Source organism: Kribbella sp. NPDC050241 (assembly GCF_044459685.1).
Classification (GTDB): domain Bacteria; phylum Actinomycetota; class Actinomycetes; order Propionibacteriales; family Kribbellaceae; genus Kribbella.
Window position 1 is genome coordinate 126,052 of sequence record NZ_JBITJE010000003.1, and the last position, 22,054, is coordinate 148,105.

The following is a 22,054-nucleotide window of genomic DNA, read 5'->3' on the forward strand; positions in this document are numbered from 1 at the left end:
CTAAGGTAGAGCCGTGTCAGACGAACGGGAGGCGTCGAAGAAGCGGACCGACCCCACGAGCCAGCTCGCCCGCGGTGAACTGGTCCACGCCGAGGTGAAGCCGCTCGACCTGTCCGGCATCCCCAGCGTCATCGTCGGGATCATCGCCTGGGCGGTCGCGTTCGTCGTCGTCCTGATCTTCCGCGACGAGCTCAAAGAAGACGGCCTCGAATGGTGGCTCTGGGTCACCGTCGCCGGCTTCGGCCTCGGTCTCATCGGCCTCTGGTACTGCCGCCGCCGCTGGGCCGCCATCCAAGCCGGCCACCGCCCAGAACACGAGGAATAGAACCCACGCCAAAGGACACCGGGAGTGCCTCGTGGTTGAGGTCCAGCAGCACGGTGGGGGATGCGGCCTTTACTTGAGTTCGTCGTCCGATTCTGGTTCGGCGGCGGCCTCGACCTCGGATTGGACGGCGTCGGCTAGTTCGAGGGTGTCGTAGCCGGTGGTGTCGAAGGCGTGTTCGGCGGACGGTTGATCCGGGAGGTCGATGACCGCGTCGGAGTGGGCGCCGCAGCCGTAGTCGTACGCGACGACGCGGCCCTCGCCCGGAGCCATCTCGTTCGCACAGATGCCGAAGGCTTGGCCGAGGCTGTCGGCCAGGCGGATCCAGTAGCCGCACGAGTGGCACTTGTACGGGACGGCCTGCGCGATCGGCGCGCTCGGACCGAAGTCACCGGCGTACCAGCGCTCGGCCGCTTCCTCACGACCGAACGGCGAGAGCACGCGCTCGCGGCCCAGGCCGAGTTCGTCGACGACTGCGCGTACGTCGTCCGGGGCGCCGGTGTCGGTGAAGCCGGCCTCGAGGCGTGGGTCGTCGGCGTGGGTCGGGAACAGGTCGCCGGGGCGGAGGTCGCCCGGCTGGACGCGCTCGGACCACGGGACCCACTCCGGCGCGACGACTGCCGCGTCGCCGGGGAGCATGACGACCTCGTTGACCGTGACCGTCTTCGCCCGGGAGGCGCGGGTCACCGTGACCGCCCACCGCCAGCCCCGGTAGCCCGGGTGGGTGGAGGCGAAGTAGTGGGTGACGAGGCGCTCACCCTCGACCGAATGACCGAGGTACTCCCCGACCTGCGCAGTACCGGCCTCGTCGATCGCCGCCTCACGGGCAGGGTCGACCGCCGCGACACTGATCGCGTCGGCCTTGGCACGCACCGGTTCCGGAGTTCTGACGGGAGTCACAATCGCCCATTCTCGCACGGCCGAGGCGGTCTTCCGAACGCGCCGTGACTACGGTCTGTCCCCCGCAGGAGGCAGGATGGTTCCATGCACAGCCCAGACCCCGCCGACCCGAAGTCGACGCCCGGCGGAAAGCCCGCCGGCGAGCGACCGACCGGCGGGCAGCCGAGGGCCGCAAAGCCGTCCGGTGGGCAATCGACCGGCGGGCAATCGACGGCGGGGAAATCGCCCGGTGATCGGTTCAGCGACGCACGGGACAAGCTGGGAACTGCGAGCAAGAAGGTCGGCCACGCTTCGAAGGTCGGCGCGACCGGGTTCGCTTCCGCGTCGAAGAAGACAGCAGCCGTGGGTGGCAAGGTCGGCCGGGCCACCGGCCGCCGGATCCGCGGACTGACGGGCGCTCAGGGCGCCCGCGAATCGGGTCTGTCCCGGCTGATCGAGCTGGGCGCGGTCAACGCTGCCGGTGACACCGCGTTCGCGGTCTCGCTGGCCGGGACCGTGTTCTTCACCGTGCCGAGCGACCAGGCCCGCGACCGTGTCGCCTTGTTCCTGCTGCTGACGATGGCGCCGTTCGCCCTGATGGCGCCGCTGATCGGACCGATCCTGGACCGGTTCCGCCACGGCCGCCGCTGGGCGATCGGAGCGACGCTCGGTCTGCGTGGCTTCCTGGTCTGGAGCCTCGCCGCGTCGATGACCGGCTCGGGCTCGGCCTGGCTCTACCCGGCCGCACTCGGTTGCCTGGTCGCGTCCAAGGCGTACGGCGTGACCCGCGCCTCCGCCGTACCGCGGTTGCTGCCGAAGGAGATCACGCTCGTCACGGCCAACTCCCGGATCTCGCTGGCCGGTGTCGTGGGCGCGACCGTCGGCGCGGTCATTGCGGGAGCGTTCGCCGCGATCGGGCCGCAGTGGTCGCTGCGCTGGGCCGCGGTCGTGTACACGATCGGCCTGATCCTCGCGATCCGGCTGCCCAGCGAGGTCGACTCCCCCGCGGACGAGGAGATCACCGGTACGGCGGGGCGCGACGCGCGGCGCAGGGCGATCACCGCGGCGGTGGCACGCGGCATCCGATGCAACCTCGGACTCCGGTTCGTGTCCGGCTTCCTCACCATGTATCTGGCCTTCCTGCTCCGGGACAAACCGATCAGTGGGGTCGACGGCGCGATCGCGGTCGCCGCGGTGATCGCCGCGGCCGGGATCGGCAACAGCCTCGGCACCCTGAGCGGATCGTTGCTCAAGGCACGAAAACCCGAGGTGGTCGTGCTGGTGGTGCTGATCGTGGACGCGACGCTCGCGGTCGCGGTGGCGGTGCTGTACGGGTTCCCGAGCCTCATCGCACTCGGCCTGATCGCGGGTCTGTGCAGTTCGCTCGGGAAGCTGTCGCTGGACGCGATGATCCAGCGCGACGTCGCGGAATCCGTGCGTACGTCGGTCTTCGCACGCTCGGAGACGGTGTTGCAACTGGCCTGGGTGATCGGTGGCGGCTGCGGCATCGTGCTGCCGCTGATCCCGCGGCTCGGCTTCGGCTTCCTGGCAGTTGTCCTGCTCGCCGTGGTCTTCCTGGTCATCCGGATGAAGCCGTCGAAGCCACTACCCACCGGCCTGCGGGCCGAGGGCGGGCCAGGTCGCAGGCCGGGCGGCGGCGAGCCGCACCGGCGGTCCGGCGATGCGCCGCGCCGGGCGGGCGACGCGGAGTCTGAGCATCCGACCAGCACGAGCCGCACGATCATGACCACCAGCGTCGCCGAGCAGCGCGCGAACCGCGCACAGCGCTCCGGCCGGTACGACGAGCCGACGGTGGAGCTGAGGACCGAGGACCAGAAGCCACCTGGTGGCGGGCAAGGGGGTGGCGGGGAGCAGCCGGTCGGGCGCTGGTGGAGTGGGCAGAAGGACGACGAGGACGAGGACACGCTCGAGGATCAGGCCCGGTGGGCCGAGGAGCCGACCGTCGAACGCCAGCCCGAGCAGGACCCACGCTTCTTCAAACGCCGCCCGGGCGGGCGCCGCCCACCCCGCTGAACCGGACCGGCGGACCTCCAGGCCATCACAATCTCGTCGGCCCGGCCGGCCTGCCGCTCAGCCCGGGCGGAGTCGCGACCGTTGTGATGGCCTGGAGGTCCGGTGAGCGCAGACCAGCCCCGGCGCGGGTGCGCCGGGGCTGATCTATGGAGGGGTCAGGCGACTCCGGTGGGGCTTACGCGACTGGCTGGAGTTCTGTGTCGTCCTCCTCTTCGGAGACGGGGACGAGCTCCGGGGAGGCAGCGGTGCCGCGCAGGGTGGTGGTGGCGACAACCGCGGTGACCAGAAGAAGGACGCAACCGACGACGGCGACCACGTTCATGCTGTGGGTGAAGGCGTGCCGCGCGGTGGCCAGAACGGTCTCGGCGACCTGGCCGGGCAGGTGAGCCGCCGCTGCGGTCGCGGCCGGCAAACCCTCGCGGACCGGAGCCGCTGCCCCCGACGGCAGGTCCGAGCGGTAGGCCGCAGTACCGATCGAGCCGAGGACCGCGATGCCCAGCGCGCCACCGAACTCGCTGCAGGTCTCCATCACCGCAGAGGCCGAACCGGCCCGCTCCGGGGCGACGGATCCGACGATCGCCTCGGTCACCAGCGACATCACCATCACCAGACCGGCGGCCAGCAGCGCGGCTCCGGTCAGGACGACCGCCAGGGAGGAGTCGACCCGCACCTGGGTCAGGACACCGAACCCGGAAGCCGCCAGGACGAAGGCGCCGCCGATCACATAAGCCCGATCGATCCGCCGAGCCAGCGAGGCTGCCAGAGGCGCCGCACCGCCAACCACCACCGACGGAGCCAGTGACCACAGAGCCGCCTTGAACGGGCTCAGGCCATGCACCAGCTGCAAGTACTGGGTCATGAAGACCGCGTTGCCCACCAGGGCCAAAGTCCCGACAGTATTGGCCACCAGCGAGCCGCTGAACGCCATGTTGCGGAACATCCCCAGCTCGATCATCGGGTACGCCGCGGTCCGCTGCCGCTGCACGAACATCACTCCGAAGACCAGGCCGGCCACGATCGCGACCACCGGCAGCGCGGACGCCCCGTTCGCCGCCAGCTCCTTGATCCCCCAGATCACCGGCAGTACGGCGGCCAGCGACAGCAGCGATCCGATCAGGTCGAACCTGCCACCGCTCGGCGCCTTGAACTCCGGCAGCAGCATCGGCGCGAGCACCAGCAGCAGGAGCATCGCCGGGGTGTTGATCAGGAACACCGAACCCCACCAGAAGTGCTCCAGCAGGAAGCCTCCGAGCACCGGGCCGAGCGAGATCCCACCCATCATCACCGCGCTCCAGAACGCGATCGCCTTCGCCCGCTGCTGAGCGTCGTGGAACATGTTCCGGATCAGCGCCAGGGTCGACGGCATCAGGGTCGCGCCACCGATTCCGAGCACCGCGCGGGCCGCGATCAGCTGCTCCGGGCTCTGCGCGTACGCCGCGGCCACCGAGGCCAGACCGAACGCGACGGCACCGAAGATCAGCAGCCGGCGGCGGCCGATCCGGTCACCGAGCGAACCCATGGTGATCAGCAGACCGGCCAGCACGAACCCGTAGATGTCGAAGATCCACAGCTGCTCGGTCGCCGAGACCCCCAGGTCCGCGCTGATGTACGGGACCGCGAAGTACAGGACCGAGACGTCCATCGACACCAGCAACAGCGGCAGTGCGAGCACGCCGAGCGCGATCCACTCTTTGCGTCCCGCTCGTTCTGTCGGACCCATGATGCCCCTCCGGATTTATCTGTCTGCGCCGCACACTGTGTGCGCCATACACAGACCATAGCCGCATCTGTCTATGATGTAAACAGTCATTCCCGAAGGACGCCGAGGAGGGCCACATGGACGAGCAGGTGGAGCTGCCGCGAGTGCTGCAGCAGTTGTGGGGGATCGAGGGTCCGGCCCGGCCGGGGCCGAAGCCGGCGTTCCACCTGAGCGACATCGGCCAGGCGGCGATCCGGCTGGCCGACACGGGCGGCCTGGCCGCGGTCTCGATGAGCAAGGTGGCAGCCGAGCTCGGCTTCACCACGATGTCGCTCTACCGGTACGTCGATTCCAAGGACGACCTGTACGCCGTGATGCTCGAAGAAGCGTTCGGCGAGGCGCCCGAGCCGGTGGCCGGGCAGGACTGGCGCGGCCGCATCACCGGGTGGGCCGAGGCGTTTCGTGACAGCCTGCGGCAGCACCCGTGGATCCTGCAGGTGCCGGTGTCCGAGCCGCCGCTGTCACCCAACCAGCTGACCTGGATGGAGTCGGCGTTGCAGGCGTTCGACGGTACGCCGCTGACGGCGAACGAGAGGCTGTCGTCGATGCTGCTGGTGAACATCTACGTCCGCGGGACCATGCAGCTGACCTTGACGATGCTGACGCAGACCCCCGAGGAGGCCGCGACCGCGGGCCGGCTCTACAACCAGCGACTGCGCCTGCTCGCGACCGAGGATCGGTTCCCGGCGATCGCGGCCGGCGTACAGCAGCCGAACTCGGTGGACGACCTCGACCTGGACTTCGAGGACGACGGGTTCCGGGACGGCCTGGGGACCGTGCTCGACGGCATCCAGGCCCGGATCGACCGACAGTCCCCGATCGACCGGAAGGCCCCGACCGATCGGCAGGGCTGAGCTCAGATGTCCAGCTTGTCGGCGACCCCGCGCAGCACGGTCGCGACCTGACGGGCGGCCTTGTTGTCGGGGTGGCGGCCGCGGCGGTAGCCCTCGCCGAGGTTGTCCAGCAGCTTGATCAGGTCCTCGATGACGAGCTGCATCTCCTCCGGCTTCGGCCGCATCGCCTTCGCCACCGACGGCGGCGGGTCGATCAGCCGGACCTGCAGGGCCTGCTCACCTTTGCGGCCCTCGACGACACCGAACTCGACCTTCTGCCCCGGCTTGAGGTTGGTCACTCCGGCGGGCAGAGCCTCGGCCCGGACGTAGACGTCACCGCCCTCTTCCTTGCTGAGGAAGCCGAACCCCTTCTCGGAGTCATACCACTTGACCTTGCCAACGGGCACGGGAACCTCTTCAGTCGTCAATCGTCGGAACCGACCGGGCGGGCGGCCTGATCGGGAACCCAGCGTACGTGAACCGGCGCCGCGGCGCCTCCGGGAAACTATCTGATCCGGCAGACTTCCCACAGATACCGGGACCCACACCTCATCGGTACTTCTCCGGATCCTTCAGGCGCTCGTTCATCGAGCCCGAGCGGAAGCCGCGGGGGTCGAGCCGGGCGGCCGGGAAGCCCTCGGCGACGACGGCTGCGATGAGTGGCTCGTGGTCCACCCGGTCCAGCAGGTCGCCGTCGATCTCGATGCTCGCGGCGTCGCCCAGATCCCGGACCCGGACGTTCTGGACGCCGTACGGCGTGAGGCGGGAACGGACCGCCTCTTCGGCCCGGTCGACCCGGGCCAGCAGGTTCGGCGTGATGCGGATGCCGTACGCGATCCGGCTGGACAGACAGGCCGCGGCCGGCTTGTCCGAGGTCTCCAGTCCCCAGCTGCGGGAGGCCTCGCGGATCTGCGCCTTGGTCAGCCGCGCGTCCTTCAGCGGTGTGAGCGCACCCCGTTCGAAGGCGGCGCGGATGCCCGGCCGGAACCCGGCGATCGCGTCGTCGGCGTTCGTGCCGGTCGCGATCGCGGTGATGCCGAACTCGTCCGCGATCGGCTGCAGCGTCTCGACCAGTTCGGCCTTGCAGAAGTAGCACCGGTCGCCCGCGTTGGCCTGGTAGCCCTCGCGGTCCATCTCGTGCGTGTGCGGCGTCAGGTGCCGGACGCCGAGGCTGTCGGCGAAGCGGGCGGCCGGCTCCAGCTCGGCTGCCGGGAGGCTCGGCGAGATCGCGGTGGCGGCGACCACATTGGCCGGGCCGATCGCCCGAGCCGCGGCCGCCAGCAGGAACGCCGAGTCGGCGCCGCCGCTGAACGCGACGACCATCTTGTCGTAGCCGGACAGCCGCTTCATCAACGCTTCCAGCCGCTGCTCGAGCACGTAGGCATCCAGCCAGGCCGGGAACTCGGTCAGGTCGTTCAGTACGACGTCCGCGCCGTACGCACGCAACTCGTCCGCGGTGAACGGCCCGGTCGCCACGGCTACCGCGACTGCCCCGGCGGCACGGGCTCCCTCGATGTCGGCGGTGTGGTCACCCACGTAGATCGTCGCCTTGTGCTCGCGCAGCGCCGTGCCCTTGTCCGCGCCGTGCAGATCGCCGACCGGCTCGTCGATGTCGAGGCCGAGGTGCTGCATGTGCAGCAGCACCGATGGCGTGTACTTCGCCGACACCACCATGGTCCGGCCACGCAGGGCGCGGACGGCAGCCAGCGACTCGGCCGCACCGGGCAGCGGCAGGCTCCCGGTGATCGCGTGCGACGGGTAGTGCTCGCGGTACCGCGCGACCATCGCGTCGATCTGCTCCGGCGGGAACCAGTTCGCCATCTCGATGGTCAGCGGCGGTCCGAGCCGGCTCACCACCAGGTCGGAATCGATCGGTACGCCGGTCTCCGCGGCGAGCAGGTCCCAGACGGCCTGGATCCCCGGCCGCGAGTCGATCAGCGTCATGTCCAGGTCGAAGCCGACCACCAGTTCCGGCACATCGGCGGTGGTGGGCGCGGGCTGGATCTCGGCGGTTGACACGTCCCCAACCCTACGTGTTCCGGCGGCGGGACCGCGCGCGGATTCCGCATTCGCTTGACAATTCAAGATGACCTGTCCGATTACTTGACACTTGGGAGAAATATGTAAACCATCGGGCCATGGACTCGTTTGCCGACCGGACCAAGCGCCGACTGCGCGAGGAGTTGCTCGACGCCGCCTACGAGGTGATCGTCGCCGGCGGGTACGACGGACTCCGGATGGCCGACGTCGCCCGGCGGACCGGCGTCTCCCGCCAGACCGTCTACAACGAGTTCGGCGACAAGTGGGGCGTGCTGCAGGCCGTCGTCGCGCGCGAGACCGAACGGTTCCTGGTCGAGGTGAACGCTGCGCTCGCCGAGCAGTCCGACCCGATCGACGGCCTCCGGGCCGCGGTCGAGCGGGCGCTCCGGCAGGCCGCGGACAACCCGCTGCTGAAGGCGGCGCTGGGACAACCGGGATCCGACCAGGCCAGTCAGCTGCTGACCACACGGGGGCAGCAGGTGCTGGAGCTGTGTCATCAGCGGCTCGACGCACACGTACGCACACATTGGCCCCAGATCCCGGCCGACGACGCAACCGCCTGCGTAGACGTCGCATTGCGTGTCGTGATCAGTCACATCGTCAGTCCCGGTCCCGCGCCGGTCCTGGTCGCCGACCAGCTGGCCTTAGTCCTCGGTCCGTTCCTGAGCACAACTGGAGGTCGCACATGACGAATCCTTTGTACCGGCAGGGTTTCAGCTCGCTGCGGTCCGGTGGCCTCAACTGGGAGGCGCTGCCGCTGCGGTTGTTCGACAAGGGCAACCGCAAGTTCTGGAACCCACGGGACATCGACTTCAGCCAGGACGCGAAGGACTGGCAGGAGCTCAGCGACAACGACAAGCACAACGCGTTGCTGCTGTGCTCGCAGTTCATCGCGGGCGAGGAGGCGGTGACCGAGGACCTGCAGCCGTTTCTGCAGGCGATGGCGGCCGAGGGACGCTTCGGCGACGAGATGTACCTGACCCAGTTCTGCTTCGAGGAGGCCAAGCACACCGCGGTCTTCCGGCTCTGGCTGGACGCGGTCGGCGTCACCGAGGACCTGCACCATTTCATCGAGCACAACCCGGGCTACCGCGCGATCTTCTACGAGGCGCTACCGGTCGCCCTGAAGTCCTTGGCCGACGACCCTTCGCCGGCCAACCAGGTTCGGGCATCCGTCACCTACAACCACGTGGTGGAAGGGACTCTGGCCCTGACCGGCTACCACGCGTGGAACCTGCTGTGCACCTCCCGTGGAGTCCTGCCCGGCATGCAGGAACTGATCCGCCGCATCGGTGACGACGAACGACGCCACATGGCCTGGGGCACGTTCACCTGCCGGCGGCACGTCGCCGCGGACGAGTCCAACTGGAAGGTCGTCACCGACACGATGGAGGAGCTGCTCCCACACGCGCTCACCCAGATCCAATGGGCGATGGACAACTCCCCCGCGCTCCCGCCGGAGATCAACCCGACCGCCCTGATGGCGTACGCCGGCGACCGCGCGACCCGCCGCCTCGGCGCGATCGAGTCGGCGGTCGGCGCGGACGTGGCCGGGATCGACCTCGACTACTCCCCCGAGAAACTCGAAGACACCTTCGGTGAGGAGGACTCAGCCGCGCTGGCGGCGGTTCGCTAGGACCACGATCAGCGCCGCCGTGCCGAGGACTGCCGGTAGCCAGGTGACGGTCGTCGTACCGAGGTGGTCGGCGGCCTGGCCGCCGGCGAAAGCACCCAGTGCGATCGCGCCGTTGTACACCCCGACGAGTACGGCGGACGACGCTTCGGGGGCACTGGGTGCCGCGGCGTGACCCCACGCCTGTGTGCTCACGCTGGTGCCGCCGTGCGAGAAGCCCCAAACAACCAGCAATACAAGGGCTCCGGTCAGCGTCGTACCGAGAACAGGCATGAGTACGGCGACTGTCGCGATGCCGAGGGCGATCATTCCGAGGGCACGCGCCGGGCGGAGCGAGCCCGCGACGAAGTTGCCAATGACGCCGGCGACGCCGTACGCGAGGAGCAACGTGCCGATGAGGGCGGGAGTGATGCCGGCCTGCTTCTCGAGGAGCGGTCGCACGTACGTGTAGGCGGCGAAGTGGCCTGTCACGAGGAGTGCGACCAGGGCCAGGCCGACGCGGAGTTGCTTGATCTTGAGGACTTCCGCGACGTCGCTCAGCCGGACTGCCTTCTCGGCGGACAGCGGAGGCAGGAAGAGCACGAGGGCCGCGGCGAGCGTTGCCGACAGCACGCCGACGGCGGCGAACGCCCAGCGCCAGCCGAACAGTTCGCCGACAAACGCCCCGGCCGGGATCCCCAGTACAGAAGCGATTCCGATCCCGCTGAAGATGAGCGAGGTCGCCGGTCCGGCCGCGTGCGCCGGTACGACGCGTCGCGCGAGGCCGACCGTGAACAGCCAGACACCGCCGAGCGAGATGCCGAAGAGGACGCGGGCGATCATCAGCACGCCGAAGGTCGGGGCGGCGGCCGCGACGAGGCTCGCGGCGGCGAGAAGTGCCATCAGTCCGACCATCACGATGCGGCGGTCGAGCTTGCCCAGCACCAGCGGGAGGATCGGCGAGGCCAGCGCGGACACCACACCAGTGACGGTCAGGGTGAGGCCCGCCGTACCTTCGCTGACCTGGAGGCTCGACCCGATCGGCGTGAGCAGGCCGACCGGCAGCATCTCGGCGGTGACCACGGTGAACACGGTCGCTGCCATCACCACCGGGGGCGCCCAGCCGCGGGTGGCCGGTGCGACCTGGTCGGCGCAGATTGTCGTCATACATCCACTGAACGGCCGCGCACCGGTGCGGAACAACGGCGATGTGATCATGCTTGTATTAGCTGAGCTCATCGATCGGAGGAGATGCGCGTGGGCGTCGAGATCCGCGAGCTGGAGTGCTTCCTGGTGCTGGCCGAGGAGCTCCACTTCGGGCGTACGGCGGAACGCCTGTACCTGTCGCAGAGCCGGGTCAGCCAGTTGCTGCAGTCGCTGGAACGCCGGATCGGCGGGCCGCTGTTCGAGCGGACCAGCCGCCGGGTTGCCCTGACCCCGCTCGGCCAGAACTTCCTCACCTCGCTGCGGCCGGCGTACGCCGCGCTGGAACGCGTGGTGACGAACGCGCGCGAGCTCGCGACGCAGGTGAAGGGCAAACTCCAGATCGGGTTCCAGGGCGCGGCGAGCGACGAGGTCCTGGCCGCGATCTCGGTGTTCCAGTCGCAGAATCCGAACTGCCTGATCGGTACGTGCGAACTACCGCTGAACGATCCGTTCGGCGGCCTCCGGCGTGGCGGCGTCGACGCCGCAGTCGTGCTGCTGCCCGTCGCCGAGGACGATCTGGTCCTCGGCCCGGTGTTCTCCCGACAACCGCAGACCCTCACGGTGTCCACGCGGCATCCCTTGGCAGGCCGCCAACAACTCGATATCGAAGACCTGGCAGGCGCGGTCCTGATCGGTGTCTCCGGTCCTGCGCCCGGCTACTGGCGCCAAGCCCAAGCGCCGACACAGACCCCGACCGGTGCGCTGATCACCCGCGGCCCCGAGGTCGCCACCCTGCAGGAAGGCCTGGCCCTGATCGCCGCCGATCGCGGTGGCATGCTGCTCTGCCGCCCCACCGCGGAGAACAACCGCCGCGCCGACATCGTCAACATCCCGCTCACCGGCGTCCCCGACTCGGCCTTCGGCCTGGTCTGGCGCCGGGGCGAAGACACCCCGGCCCTGCAGGCCTTCGCCGTACACCTCAAGGGAGCTTGAGATGTCCACCTGGAACGACGTGGGCCAGATCGTACTCGCTCTGCCCGAGGCGGTCGAAGGCCAGGCGCATGAGGGCTCACCGGCGTACGACGTCCAGAAGCGTCAGTTCGCCCGGCTGCGATGGGACGACGACGGGCGCGAGATCCTGCAGTTCTGGACCGAGGACCGGGAGGCTCTCGTCCAGGGCAAGCCCGAGGTCAGCTGAGGCCCAGCATTTCCAGGGACTTCTCGCGCATCTCGACCTTGCGGACCTTGCCGGTGACGGTCATCGGGAAGTCGTCGACCAGCAGGACGTACCTGGGGATCTTGAAGTGGGCGAGTTTGCCGTTGGCGAACGCGCGGACCGCGGCGGCGTCGAGCGGGTCGGCGCCGGACTTGAGCTTGATCCAGGCGCAGAGCTCCTCGCCGTACTTCTCGTCCGGTACGCCGATCACCTGGACGTCGGCGATGTCGGGGTGGGTGTAGAGGAACTCCTCGATCTCCCGCGGGTATACGTTCTCGCCGCCGCGGATCACCATGTCCTTGATCCGGCCGACGATGTTCACGTACCCGTCCTCGCGCATCGTCGCCAGGTCGCCGGTATGCATCCAGCGGGCCTGGTCGATCGCCTCCGCGGTCTTCTCCGGCTCGTTCCAGTAGCCGAGCATCACGGAGTACCCACGGGTGCACAGCTCGCCCGGCTCACCTCGGCCGACGACCAGACCGGTGGCGGGGTCGAGGAGCTTCACCTCGACGTGTGGCATCACCCGGCCGACGGTCGACGTACGCCGGTCCAGGTCGTCGTCGCGACGGGTCTGCGTCGAGACCGGTGACGTCTCGGTCATGCCGTAGCAGATCGCGACCTCGGCCATGTGCATGTCGGCGACGCAGCGCTTCATCACCTCGATCGGGCACGGCGATCCCGCCATCACGCCGGTCCGCAGGCTGGTGAGGTCGTAGTCGCCGAAGTCCGGCAGCCCGAGCTCGGCGATGAACATCGTCGGTACGCCGTACAACGCGGTGCATCGCTCGTCCTGCACGGCTTTCAGCGTCGCCGCCGGGTCGAAGGCCGGGCCGGGGATCACCATGCAGGCACCGTGTGTGGTGCAGCCGAGGTTCCCCATCACCATACCGAAGCAGTGGTAGAAGGGGACGGGGATGCAGAGCCGGTCCTCGGCGGTGAACGCGATCGTCTCGGTGACGAAGAAGCCGTTGTTCAGGATGTTGTGGTGGCTGAGGGTCGCGCCCTTGGGGAAACCCGTGGTGCCGCTGGTGTACTGGATGTTGATCGGGTCGTCGAACGCCAACTCCGCTTCGCGTTCGTGCAGTTCGTCCTCGGTGACGCGGCCGGCGGCGTCCCGGAGTTCGTCCCAGTCGCCGGTGCCGATGTAGACGGTCTCCTCGAGCGACTGGCACTGCGGCCGCACGTGCTCGACCATCGCCCGGTAGTCGCTGGTCTTGAACTCGGTCGCCGAGATCAGCAGGCGTATCCCGGACTGGTTGAGCGCGTAGGACAGCTCGTGCGTCCGGTACGCCGGGTTGATGTTCACCAGGATCGCGCCGATCATCGCGGTCGCGTACTGCGTGATCGTCCACTCCGCGCAGTTCGGGGCCCAGACGCCGACCCGGTCACCCTTCGCAATGCCCCGGCTGAGCAGGCCCCGCGCGACCACGTCGACCTCCGCGCCCAATTCGGCGTACGTCCATCGTCGTCCGGTCTGGACCTCCACCAGTGCGTCCCGATCGCCGTACTCGCCGACCGTGCGTCTCAGGTTGGCGCCGATCGTCTCGCCCAGCAAGGGAACCTCGGACACTCCGGATGCGTACGACGGCAGGCTCATGACTGTCATCGTCGCCCCAGTCAGATGCCCCTGCAACTGCACGTGCGGCAGGAAACAGGGAGTGGACGGCAAGCAATGTCCTTACCAACTCTCCGTCAGCTCGGTCGCACAGCGTGGTTGGCCGGTTACATTAGAGCTGAGAGGTGTGAGGCGATGGGCCGAACCGTTGAAGGTCACGCCCGCAGCGACCGGCCACCTGGGCGTACCGCCGAGGCGGCTCAACGTACCGCTGCGGTGGAGGAACGCGTCCGGATGCTCGGCGAGATCCTGTCCGACGCCCTCGCGATCGATGTCCACGGCACCGATCTGCAGGCCCTGAAGCGGGCACCCCGGCGGGCACCGCCGACCGCGTCGCCGAGCGATCTCGAGCCCCATCCCGGGCCGGTCTGGGACGCGTTCGTGGCGCACCCGCCGGGCCGTTTCCGTTGGTGGGGGGCCGAACGCCGGTACAACCGCCGGCTGGCGTGCGCCGAGGATCGCTTCGCCGAGGCGATCGAACGGCACCGGGCGTTCGAGGAGAGTCGCCGGGAGCGGGTGGCTCGGGCGCTGCGGGACCAGGTCGAGCAACAGCGCCGGCTCGACGATGCGACCGCGGAGCAACATGCGCGGGTCGACGCGTACCAGCGGGCGGTGGAGAACCGGGACCGGGTGGCGGTCGGCCGGTACTTCCGGAAGGCGCTGGAACGGGTGGCGGAGCCGCTCGACTTTCCCCGCCGTCGACGGGTCGGGTACGTGCCCGAGTCGACGTTGCTCGCAGTCGAGTGGGATCTGCCGGACGTGAGCGTCGTACCGGCTGAGGCGTCGTACCGGTATGACCGTTCGCTCGACGCGGTGCTGGCGGTACCGCGGCCTGCTGCCGAACTGCGTCGGCTGTATCAGCAACTCGTTGCACAGTTGGCCTTGCGGGCGTTGCACCTGATCTTCGGGAGCGACCGGTACGGCGTGGTGGACACGGTGGTGTTCAACGGGATGGTCGAATCCGTGGACCTGCCGACCGGGCAGACCGTGCGGCCGTGCCTGATCACGCTGCGGGCGACGCGGGAGCAGTTCAAGGCGCTGGTGCTGGACCAACTGGATCCGGTCGCGTGTGTGCGGCATTACTTCTCGGCGGAGGTGTCGCGGCACCCCGAGGAACTGCAGCCGGTGGAGCCGGTGCTGGAGTTCGACCTGGCGGATCCGCGGACGATCGAGGCGGTCGACGTGATCAGCGAGATCGACAGCCGGCCGAACCTGCTGGAGCTGAGCCCGGAGTCGTTCGAGCACCTGGTGCAGAACCTGCTCACCCGGATGGGCCTGGAGACCAGGCTGTTCCGCCGCGGCACCGACGGCGGGATCGACTGCGTCGCCTACGATCCCCGCCCGATCACCGGCGGGAAGTTCGTCGTCCAGGCCAAGCTCTGGACCCGCACTGTCCCACCATCGGCCGTCCGCGACCTCTTCGGCACTGTCCTCGACGCCGGCGCCACGAAGGGCATCCTCATCACGACCAGCGGCTTCGGCCCCACCAGCTACCAGTTCGCCACCGGCAAACCTCTCCAACTCATCGACGGCACCGCCCTCCTATCCCTCTGCCACCACCACAACATCCCCGCCCGAATAATCCGCCGCGCCAGCTAGCTATGTTCTGAAAAGTGGGCATGTGGCTGATATAGTGGGCAACTGGAGGTGGTCGGCGTGCAGTTTCCCGAGCCGGTGTCGAGCGTCATTCCCGGAGTTCACGGCCGGGTTCTCGGCGTGCTCGCGCGGACCGATCAGCCACTGACCGGACGCGCGGTGGCGGGGCTCCTGCGAGCTCCCGGCAGCCCCAGCGGCGTACAGAAGGTGCTCGACGACCTGGTCCGAAACGGTGTCGTGTCCACCCAGCCGGCTGGTCGCGCTCGGCTCTACACACTGAACCGGGATCACGTTGCATACCAGGCGATCGATCACCTCGCGCGACTCCGGGAGCTTCTGCTCGAACGCATCAAGGCAGAAGCGGACGGGTGGCAACTGCGCGCGAAGGCAGTCTGGCTGTTCGGCTCGACAGCTCGCGGACAAGGCGGCACCGACAGCGACCTCGACCTGCTGATCGTTCGACCGGATGACATCGACGAGTCGGACCCGACCTGGGTCGAGCAGCTCGCAACACTGGCGGAACACGCAAGCCTGTGGTCCGGGAACTCGTGCGAGGTCGTCGAATACAGCGCCCAGGAGGTTCGCGAGCTCATCGCCGGCGACGAACGCCTTGTCACCGAACTCCGCCGCGACGCCGTCCCGATCGCCGGCACCTCACCCCAGCGAACCCTCACCCGAAAGGCCGGCTAAGTGTCCGCACTCGATGAAGCCCGAGCGCACCTGGCAAAGGCTCGCGAGTTCCTCGAAGCCGCCGAACTGACCAACGACCTTCAGCTCTTCAACGCCGCGGCCTCGAACGCGGTCACCTCCGGGATCAACTCCAAGGATGCGATCTGCCTTGCCTTGACCGGCAGGACCAAGAAGTCCGACAACCACGCAGAGGCTGTCGCCGAACTGAAGGGCGCTGGGCCAGCCGGCCGGGAGAGCAGTACGACGCTCTCCCGGCTGCTCAAGCTCAAGTCGAAGGCTCAGTACCAGGCGGCAGCTGTGTCTGCTGCCGATGCCGCGAAGAGCGTCGACTGGGCGGCCCGGCTACTGACCGCCGCGCAATCCGTCGCGCCCGATTAGCTCAGGGGGGACTCGTAGATCTGGATCTCGGTGCCGCCCGGGTTTTCGCCGTCGTCGGGGGCTGTGAGGAGGCGGAGTTTGGTGTTGGTGGTTTCCAGGGCTACGGGGTTGCGGGTGGCGGAGTGGCCGGTGGTCGGGGAGAAGGCGGGGAAGGGGATCTCGTGGAGGATGCGGTTGGTGCGGAGGTCCAGGAGGGCCAGGCCGCCAAGGTCGTAGGTGGTGTCCGCCGGGCCTGGGAGGGTGGTGACGCCGCCGCACAGTTGTTTACCGCGCGCCACGTAGTCGCAGTCCTGGTAGTCGAGGATGTGGCTCTCGTTGGGTACGGCGTCCAGGCGGCGGCCGGTGGTGGTCCACTCGTAGAGGGTCCGTGAACCCCAGCTGACCCCGTGGACCAGACCGGTGGTGCGGTCACGGACGACGCCGCCCACGTGGTCGTTCGCCCGGAAGCGCTCAGTCACCCGGTAGGTCCGCGGATCGACGGTGTAGATGATCGCCCGCGAGTCCGGGCGGTACTCGGCCGCCGGCACCCACAGGTTCTGCCCGTCGTAGTCGATCCCGCCCGGGTGGTACGCCGTACCTTCGCCGAGGCGGATGTCCTTCTTCAGGTTGCCCTGCCGGTCGATCACGAACAGGTGCCCGATCCCCTTGCCCGGGCTGCGGTCGTACCCGTCCACCGGCTCCGGGTACTTCACCGGCGCCTCCAGCACCTCCACGCTGGTCATGAAGATCAGGTCACCCACCAGCGCGAACCCCTGCGGGTGGTACGTCGGGAAGTTCAGCGGCACTCGCGCCACCTGGGTCCACGCCGTACTGCGCGTGGTCGCCTCGAAGGCCCGGGCGACGCCGGAGTCCTTCCCGGACGCGTCGGCGGTGGTCAGTCCGGTGAGCAGGACACCGGCGAGAGCTGTAGAGATGAGGATCCGGCTGCGCATCAATGTCTCCTTGGGCGTGAAGTCGATGGTGCAGTGTGCCGCGGCCGGGTGACGGCGCGGCCGACACCAGATGATCAGACCCCGATGACCGAGGGAAGTGTCAGACTGCGCTCATGGACACTGGGGTGAGTGTGGTCGGGTCGGGCCAGGTGGGTGCGGCGCCGGATGTACTGCGGGTGTCGTTCAGCGTCGAACATGTCGCGCCGGACGTGGCCGCCGCGGTCTCGCAGGTGACTCAGCGGACGGATGCGGTCACCGCAGCGCTGCGCGACCAGGGGGTCGACGCCGACGACATCTCCACCACCACGGTCAGCGTCTACCAGGAGTACCGCGAGCCCGGCACGTCACCGGCGTACCGCGGCTCGCACACCCTGACCGTGACGACGAAGGAGCTGACCGGGTTCGGGCGGCTGCTCGACGCCGCAGTGGGTGCCGCTGGCAACAGCCTCGGGCTGCAGTCGCTGCAGTTCGACATCGAGGACAAGACCGAGCTGCTGACCCGCGCCCGCGAGCTCGCCTTCCGCCAGGCCCGGGACAAGGCGCAGGAACTCGCCGCCCTGGCCGGCTACTCCCTCGGCTCCGTCACCTCGATCTCCGAGACCAACCGCCACTTCCCGATGGCGGAGTCCATGGCTCTGGGCGGCGCGGCAGCGAAGTTCGACGCGTCTCTCAACATCACGCCCGGCGAACACACCGTCCAGGTCGCCCTGGAAGTCCACTTCTCCTGGGCCTGAACTCACGCGGTGAGCACGGTCCTCGAGCTGTAACTTCTGTCTCACAGCGTGTTCGCTCTGTCTCAAAGCGAGATCAGGGGTATGCGCTGTTGGTGCTGTCATGGAAACTTCTTCCATGTACGCACCGGCACCGCTGCGGCGGCAGTTGAACCGGTCCGGGCTTCTCCTGCTCGGACCGGCGTTCGTTGCGGCGGTCGCCTATGTCGATCCCGGGAACTTCGCGACCAACATCGCGGCCGGGGCGACGTACGGCTATCTGCTGTGCTGGGTCGTGGTCGGGGCGAACCTGATGGCTGTCCTGGTGCAGTATCTGGCGGCGAAGGCGAGTATCGCGACCGGCCGGACGCTGCCGCAGCTGTGCCGTGACCACTTCAAGCGGTCGACGTCGACAGGGTTGTGGTTCCAGGCCGAACTGGTCGCGATCGCGACCGACCTGGCCGAGGTGGTCGGCGGCGCGATCGCGCTGAATCTGCTGTTCGGGATCCCGCTGTTGCTCGGTGGTGCCATCACCGGCGCGGTGTCGTTCGGGCTGCTGGTCTATCAGTCGAAGCGTGGGCAGCGGCCGTTCGAGGCCGCGATCATCGGGCTTCTCGCCGTGGTCCTGGTCGGATTCGTCGTCTCCACCGTCCAATCCGAGCCGTCCGCGGCCGGAGTCGTGGGCGGGCTGGTGCCGCGGCTCGACGGGACCGAGTCCCTCGTCCTGGCCGCCGGCATGCTCGGCGCGACCGTGATGCCACACGCGATCTGGCTGCACGGCGCCCTGGTCACCGACCGCCACTGGAAGACGATCCGGTCAGCCGCCGGCAAGTCCCGGGTACTGCGAGCCACCCGGATCGACGTGGCCGTCGCGATGGCTCTGGCCGGCGCGGTCAACCTCGCCATGGTCGTCGTGGCCGCCGCAGCACTGAGCGGCACCGGCGCGGACTCGCTGGACGCCGCCCACGCCGCCATCGGCGACCGTCTGGGCCAGCTCCCCGCGCTGCTGTTCGCGCTCGCCCTGCTGGCCAGTGGATTCGCGTCCTCCTCGGTCGGCACCTATGCCGGCTCGGTCATCCTCGAAGGCTTCTGGCACCGCCACGTCCCGCTGGCGGTCCGCCGGCTCGTCACCCTGATTCCGGCCTTGCTGATTCTTGCGATCGGCATCGACCCGAGCCGCGCCCTGGTCGTGTCCCAGGTCGTGCTCAGCTTCGGCATCCCCTGCGCCCTGTGGCCTCTGGTCCGATTGACCGCCTCCCGGCGCGTCATGGGTGACTTCACCAACCGGTGGGCGACTACCCTCCTGGCATGCCTGGTCGCCACCGCTGTCTCCGTCCTCAACGTCGTACTGATCGTGCTCACCGTCCGGGGATGACATGACGGCGGTGTATGCCGTCAGCGACATCCACGGTCATCCGGAGAAGCTGACGGCATCGCTGCAGGAGGCCGGGCTGACGGATGCCGACGGCAACTGGTCCGGCCAGGACGCGCGGCTGTGGTTCCTCGGCGACTTCTTCGACCGCGGCCCGGACGGGATCGGCGTACTGCGTTATGTCCGCGGGCTGATCGAGCAGGCGCCGGACGGAGCGATCCGGATGCTGCTCGGCAACCACGAGATCCTCGCGCTCGGGATGCACAAGTTCGGCGACGAGTTCGTGCCGCACGACGGGATCACCACCCGCAGCTTCGAGCGGTCGTGGGCGCTGAACGGCGGGCAGGACCGCGACCAGGAACTGCTCACCGAGGACGAGGTCGCCTGGCTGCTCGAGCAGCCGATGCTCGCGCTGGACGCCGGGCACCTGCTGATGCACTCGGACACCGCGGAGTACGTCGAGTGGGGCGACAGCATCGACCAGATCAACGAAGCGGCCCGGGCCGAACTGCACACCGACGACATCGTCGTGTGGTGGGAGATCTGGCGCCGGATGACGTCGCGGTACGCGTTCCGCGGCGCGAGCGGTGGCGAGGTGGCGACCATCCTGCTGCATCATCTCGGCGGCCACCGCATCGTCCACGGCCACAGCATCGTGGCCGACCAGCTCGGCATCGACCCGGCCAACCTGACCGGCCCCAACCTGTACGCCGACGGCCTCGTCCTCGGCATCGACGGCGGCGCCTTCGACGGCGGCCCCTGCCTGGTCGTCCAGCTCGAGGAACTGGCGCCCGCGCGGGAATGAGCGTCGGCGGTTCCTGGTTGTTGAAAAGTTGACGGTTGAGGTCAACTCTCTGGGAGCTGAGATGGCGGAGAAGACAGTGAAGATTCCTGGTCCGGACCACCCGATCACGGTCGGGAAGAACCCCGATCGGGTCGTGGTCAGGCTCGGTGACCAGGTGATCGCGGACACCCGGGAGGCGCTGTCGCTGCAGGAGGCGAGCTATCCCGCGGTGCAGTACATCCCGCGCGAGGACGTCGACTTCGGGCTGCTGGAGCGCACCGACCACGCGACGTACTGCCCGTACAAGGGTGACGCGTCGTACTACAGCATTCTCCCCGCCGGGGCGGACGGGGTGAACGCGGTGTGGACCTACGAGCAGCCGTACGACGCGGTCGCGGACATCCGCGAGTACGTCGCGTTCTACCCGAACAAGGTCTCGATCGAGATCGTCGCCGACTGAGTCACCGGCTGAGTCACCGGCTGAGGAAGTCCCGCAGGACCGGGGCGAGGAGCTCCGGCGGTACGACGTGGTCCTGATCGGTGAGCTCGGTCAGCCGGGCCGCGGGCAGGATGCCGACGATCCGGTGGGCCGCGTCGACCATGAACGGCGGCGACGCGGTCCCGGCGACGACCAGAGCCGGCTGCGTGATCTTCCGGAGTACGTGGACCGGCGTGCGGCCGCCGGGTGCGCCGTGGTCCATCACGGCGAAGTCGTAGGCGAGTGTCGGCGCGATCTCTGCCATGCCGGGGAAGGCCGCGGTCTCGATAGCGGCCTCCTTCGGCATGCCCGCCATCATGAGGAACAGCTCGACCGCCTCCTGCCCACGGCCCTCGCGGATCAGTTCGAGCACCCGACCGCCGTCCTCGCTCGAGTCGACGTCATCGGGCCCGTACGGCGGCTCGTGCAACACGACCTTCGTGAACGGCAGTCCGGTGCTCGCCGCGATCGCGGCCAGTCCGGCTCCCGACGAGTGCCCGTAGACAGCCGCCGTACCGCCGACCGCCGTCAGCAACGCCCCGAGGTCGTCCACCTCGCGCTGCACGGAGTACGGCGTACCGTCGCCGCTGTCGCCGCGCCCCCGCCGGTCGTAGGTCACCACGTCGAAGTCGGCGGCCAGCTCCACCGCCAACGGCTTGAGCGCGTTCCGGTCGCAGAGGGCACCGCCGACCAGAATGACCCGCGGCCCACTCCCCATCCGCTCGTAGGCGATCGCCGTACCGTCCGCCGAGCTCACTTTCTGCATGCCACGTCCTCCCTCGATCATCACTGACACTCAGAACGTCGGAGCCGGCCCCTGCGGTTCGACATAATCGCTGGCGCTCGATCCGGCCCGGTGATTCACTGCGTCGCGATGATCACCAGAGTCGACGACTACCTCCACGCGGCCCCGCTGTCCGGTGCGATCCCCGAGCAGGTCGGGCCGTTCACCCTCTTCCGCAGTACGACGGCGTGGCCGTACTACGCCCGTCCGGTACCGGGCTCGTCGGCGGTGGTCGAACCGGCGGACATCGACGTACTGCGGGCGCGGTGTGCCGAGCTCGAGATCCCGCTGAGTCTCGAGTGGGTCGTAGAGACCTGTCCGTCACTCGGTCCGGCGGCAGACGCGGCCGGACTGACTGTGGTCGAGCACCCACTGCTCGTGCTCGAACGCGACGAGTTCCGCCCGGTGTCCGCGGATGCCCGCTGCGAGATCCTGTCCGCGGACGACGCCGTACTGCGGCAGGCCTCGGCGGTGGCGTCGCTCGCGTTCCACGACCCGGGTACGGCGATCGGCGCGGGCGGACCGGAGGAACGGGACGCCAAGGCGATCGACGTACAGGACGAGCGGATCAAAGCAGTCGTCGCGCGGGTCGCCCAGGGCATCTCCGTGAGCGCCGGGGCGTTCACCGAGGTCGGCATGGTCGCCAGCGGACAGCACCAGCCGGTGGGCACGACGACGGAGATCGTCGGTGTGGGCACGCTGCCGTCGATGCGTCGCCGGGGACTGGCCGCGGCCGTCACTTCCACGCTCGCTGAGCATGCATTCGCGCACGGTGTCGACCTGATCCTGCTGTCGGCCGCGGACGACGCGGTCGCGGCGGTCTACGAACGCGTCGGCTTCCACCGCATCGGCAGGGTCGGGGCCGCGGAGTGAC

Annotated in this window: 23 protein-coding genes; 15 read left to right on the top strand and 8 right to left on the bottom strand. The window is 68.9% G+C overall.

Annotation, left to right across the window (positions count from 1 at the left end; genetic code table 11):
- Nucleotides 1-13: 13 nt before the first annotated feature.
- Nucleotides 14-325: a DUF2530 domain-containing protein gene (locus ACIBG5_RS15160; protein ID WP_396392146.1), complete on the top strand. Its 312-nt coding sequence runs from the start codon at nucleotides 14-16 to the stop codon at nucleotides 323-325.
- Between the two features lie 69 nt (nucleotides 326-394).
- On the opposite strand, the gene ACIBG5_RS15165 is transcribed toward ACIBG5_RS15160, so the two are convergent.
- On the bottom strand, nucleotides 395-1,222 hold the full coding sequence (locus ACIBG5_RS15165; protein ID WP_360445026.1) for a DUF3027 domain-containing protein: 828 nt from the start codon (nucleotides 1,220-1,222) through the stop codon (nucleotides 395-397).
- An 84-nt stretch (nucleotides 1,223-1,306) separates the two neighbouring features.
- On the opposite strand from ACIBG5_RS15165, the gene ACIBG5_RS15170 reads away from it, so the two are divergent.
- On the top strand, nucleotides 1,307-3,235 hold the full coding sequence (locus tag ACIBG5_RS15170) for an MFS transporter (RefSeq protein ID WP_396392147.1): 1,929 nt from the start codon (nucleotides 1,307-1,309) through the stop codon (nucleotides 3,233-3,235).
- A 175-nt stretch (nucleotides 3,236-3,410) separates the two neighbouring features.
- Here the strand turns inward: ACIBG5_RS15170 and ACIBG5_RS15175 are convergent, their stop codons facing one another.
- Nucleotides 3,411-4,955, bottom strand: a complete 1,545-nt coding sequence (locus ACIBG5_RS15175) for an MFS transporter (RefSeq protein WP_396392148.1) — start codon at nucleotides 4,953-4,955, stop codon at nucleotides 3,411-3,413.
- A 116-nt stretch (nucleotides 4,956-5,071) separates the two neighbouring features.
- On the opposite strand from ACIBG5_RS15175, the gene ACIBG5_RS15180 reads away from it, so the two are divergent.
- Nucleotides 5,072-5,848 (top strand): TetR/AcrR family transcriptional regulator, encoded by a 777-nt coding sequence (locus ACIBG5_RS15180; RefSeq protein ID WP_396392149.1) that lies wholly within the window; start codon nucleotides 5,072-5,074, stop codon nucleotides 5,846-5,848.
- 2 nt (nucleotides 5,849-5,850) lie between these two features.
- Here the strand turns inward: ACIBG5_RS15180 and ACIBG5_RS15185 are convergent, their stop codons facing one another.
- Nucleotides 5,851-6,234: a cold-shock protein gene (locus ACIBG5_RS15185; protein WP_131360638.1), complete on the bottom strand. Its 384-nt coding sequence runs from the start codon at nucleotides 6,232-6,234 to the stop codon at nucleotides 5,851-5,853.
- Nucleotides 6,235-6,376: 142 nt separating this feature from the next.
- Nucleotides 6,377-7,846, bottom strand: coding sequence for an ATP-dependent sacrificial sulfur transferase LarE (gene larE, locus ACIBG5_RS15190; protein ID WP_396392150.1), 1,470 nt, complete (start codon nucleotides 7,844-7,846; stop codon nucleotides 6,377-6,379).
- A 119-nt stretch (nucleotides 7,847-7,965) separates the two neighbouring features.
- Between larE and ACIBG5_RS15195 the strand changes: the two genes are divergently transcribed.
- Complete coding sequence (locus ACIBG5_RS15195; RefSeq protein WP_396392151.1) at nucleotides 7,966-8,556, top strand: TetR/AcrR family transcriptional regulator; 591 nt, start codon at nucleotides 7,966-7,968, stop codon at nucleotides 8,554-8,556.
- The gene (locus ACIBG5_RS15200; protein ID WP_396392152.1) at nucleotides 8,553-9,503 is read left to right on the top strand and encodes a R2-like ligand-binding oxidase; all 951 of its coding nucleotides are present in this window, start codon (nucleotides 8,553-8,555) and stop codon (nucleotides 9,501-9,503) included. Before ACIBG5_RS15195 ends, ACIBG5_RS15200 begins: the two co-directional genes overlap by 4 nt.
- Here ACIBG5_RS15200 and ACIBG5_RS15205 read toward each other — a convergent pair.
- Nucleotides 9,477-10,646: an MFS transporter gene (locus tag ACIBG5_RS15205; RefSeq protein ID WP_396392153.1), complete on the bottom strand. Its 1,170-nt coding sequence runs from the start codon at nucleotides 10,644-10,646 to the stop codon at nucleotides 9,477-9,479. The two genes, ACIBG5_RS15200 and ACIBG5_RS15205, sit on opposite strands and share 27 nt — an antisense overlap.
- Before the next feature lie 90 nt (nucleotides 10,647-10,736).
- Between ACIBG5_RS15205 and ACIBG5_RS15210 the strand changes: the two genes are divergently transcribed.
- The gene (locus ACIBG5_RS15210; RefSeq protein ID WP_396392154.1) at nucleotides 10,737-11,618 is read left to right on the top strand and encodes a LysR family transcriptional regulator; all 882 of its coding nucleotides are present in this window, start codon (nucleotides 10,737-10,739) and stop codon (nucleotides 11,616-11,618) included.
- Between the two features lies 1 nt (nucleotide 11,619).
- The gene (locus ACIBG5_RS15215; RefSeq protein ID WP_396392155.1) at nucleotides 11,620-11,823 is read left to right on the top strand and encodes a hypothetical protein; all 204 of its coding nucleotides are present in this window, start codon (nucleotides 11,620-11,622) and stop codon (nucleotides 11,821-11,823) included.
- Here ACIBG5_RS15215 and ACIBG5_RS15220 read toward each other — a convergent pair.
- A complete protein-coding gene (locus ACIBG5_RS15220; protein WP_396392156.1) occupies nucleotides 11,816-13,438 on the bottom strand; it encodes an AMP-binding protein in 1,623 nt (540 codons plus the stop codon). The two genes, ACIBG5_RS15215 and ACIBG5_RS15220, sit on opposite strands and share 8 nt — an antisense overlap.
- Before the next feature lie 153 nt (nucleotides 13,439-13,591).
- Here ACIBG5_RS15220 and ACIBG5_RS15225 point away from each other — a divergent pair, with 153 nt between their 5' ends.
- From ACIBG5_RS15225 to ACIBG5_RS15235, 3 genes are read left to right on the top strand one after another with little or no spacing between them, the layout of a single operon-like run.
- Complete coding sequence (locus tag ACIBG5_RS15225; protein WP_396392157.1) at nucleotides 13,592-15,055, top strand: restriction endonuclease; 1,464 nt, start codon at nucleotides 13,592-13,594, stop codon at nucleotides 15,053-15,055.
- Nucleotides 15,056-15,112: 57 nt separating this feature from the next.
- Entirely contained in the window at nucleotides 15,113-15,742 is a 630-nt protein-coding gene (locus ACIBG5_RS15230; protein ID WP_360445000.1) for a nucleotidyltransferase domain-containing protein, read from the top strand.
- Complete coding sequence (locus ACIBG5_RS15235) at nucleotides 15,743-16,120, top strand: HEPN domain-containing protein (RefSeq protein WP_396392158.1); 378 nt, start codon at nucleotides 15,743-15,745, stop codon at nucleotides 16,118-16,120.
- Here ACIBG5_RS15235 and ACIBG5_RS15240 read toward each other — a convergent pair.
- On the bottom strand, nucleotides 16,117-17,052 hold the full coding sequence (locus ACIBG5_RS15240; RefSeq protein WP_396392159.1) for a DUF6454 family protein: 936 nt from the start codon (nucleotides 17,050-17,052) through the stop codon (nucleotides 16,117-16,119). The two genes, ACIBG5_RS15235 and ACIBG5_RS15240, sit on opposite strands and share 4 nt — an antisense overlap.
- A gap of 113 nt (nucleotides 17,053-17,165) precedes the next feature.
- Here ACIBG5_RS15240 and ACIBG5_RS15245 point away from each other — a divergent pair, with 113 nt between their 5' ends.
- The 4 genes from ACIBG5_RS15245 (at nucleotide 17,166) to ACIBG5_RS15260 (ending at nucleotide 20,378) form a co-directional block, all read left to right on the top strand.
- A complete protein-coding gene (locus tag ACIBG5_RS15245; protein ID WP_396392160.1) occupies nucleotides 17,166-17,786 on the top strand; it encodes an SIMPL domain-containing protein in 621 nt (206 codons plus the stop codon).
- Between the two features lie 115 nt (nucleotides 17,787-17,901).
- Nucleotides 17,902-19,137, top strand: coding sequence for an Nramp family divalent metal transporter (locus ACIBG5_RS15250; RefSeq protein WP_360445145.1), 1,236 nt, complete (start codon nucleotides 17,902-17,904; stop codon nucleotides 19,135-19,137).
- A gap of 1 nt (nucleotide 19,138) precedes the next feature.
- Nucleotides 19,139-19,939 carry a metallophosphoesterase gene (locus ACIBG5_RS15255; RefSeq protein ID WP_396392161.1) on the top strand — a complete coding sequence of 267 codons (801 nt, stop codon included), beginning with the start codon at nucleotides 19,139-19,141 and terminating at the stop codon, nucleotides 19,937-19,939.
- A gap of 61 nt (nucleotides 19,940-20,000) precedes the next feature.
- Nucleotides 20,001-20,378, top strand: coding sequence for a DUF427 domain-containing protein (locus tag ACIBG5_RS15260; protein WP_393380000.1), 378 nt, complete (start codon nucleotides 20,001-20,003; stop codon nucleotides 20,376-20,378).
- Nucleotides 20,379-20,391: 13 nt separating this feature from the next.
- Here ACIBG5_RS15260 and ACIBG5_RS15265 read toward each other — a convergent pair whose 3' ends face one another.
- Complete coding sequence (locus ACIBG5_RS15265; RefSeq protein ID WP_396392162.1) at nucleotides 20,392-21,162, bottom strand: alpha/beta fold hydrolase; 771 nt, start codon at nucleotides 21,160-21,162, stop codon at nucleotides 20,392-20,394.
- 108 nt (nucleotides 21,163-21,270) lie between these two features.
- Here ACIBG5_RS15265 and ACIBG5_RS15270 point away from each other — a divergent pair, with 108 nt between their 5' ends.
- On the top strand, nucleotides 21,271-22,053 hold the full coding sequence (locus ACIBG5_RS15270) for a GNAT family N-acetyltransferase (RefSeq protein ID WP_396392163.1): 783 nt from the start codon (nucleotides 21,271-21,273) through the stop codon (nucleotides 22,051-22,053).
- The last annotated feature ends 1 nt before the right edge of the window (nucleotide 22,054 follow it).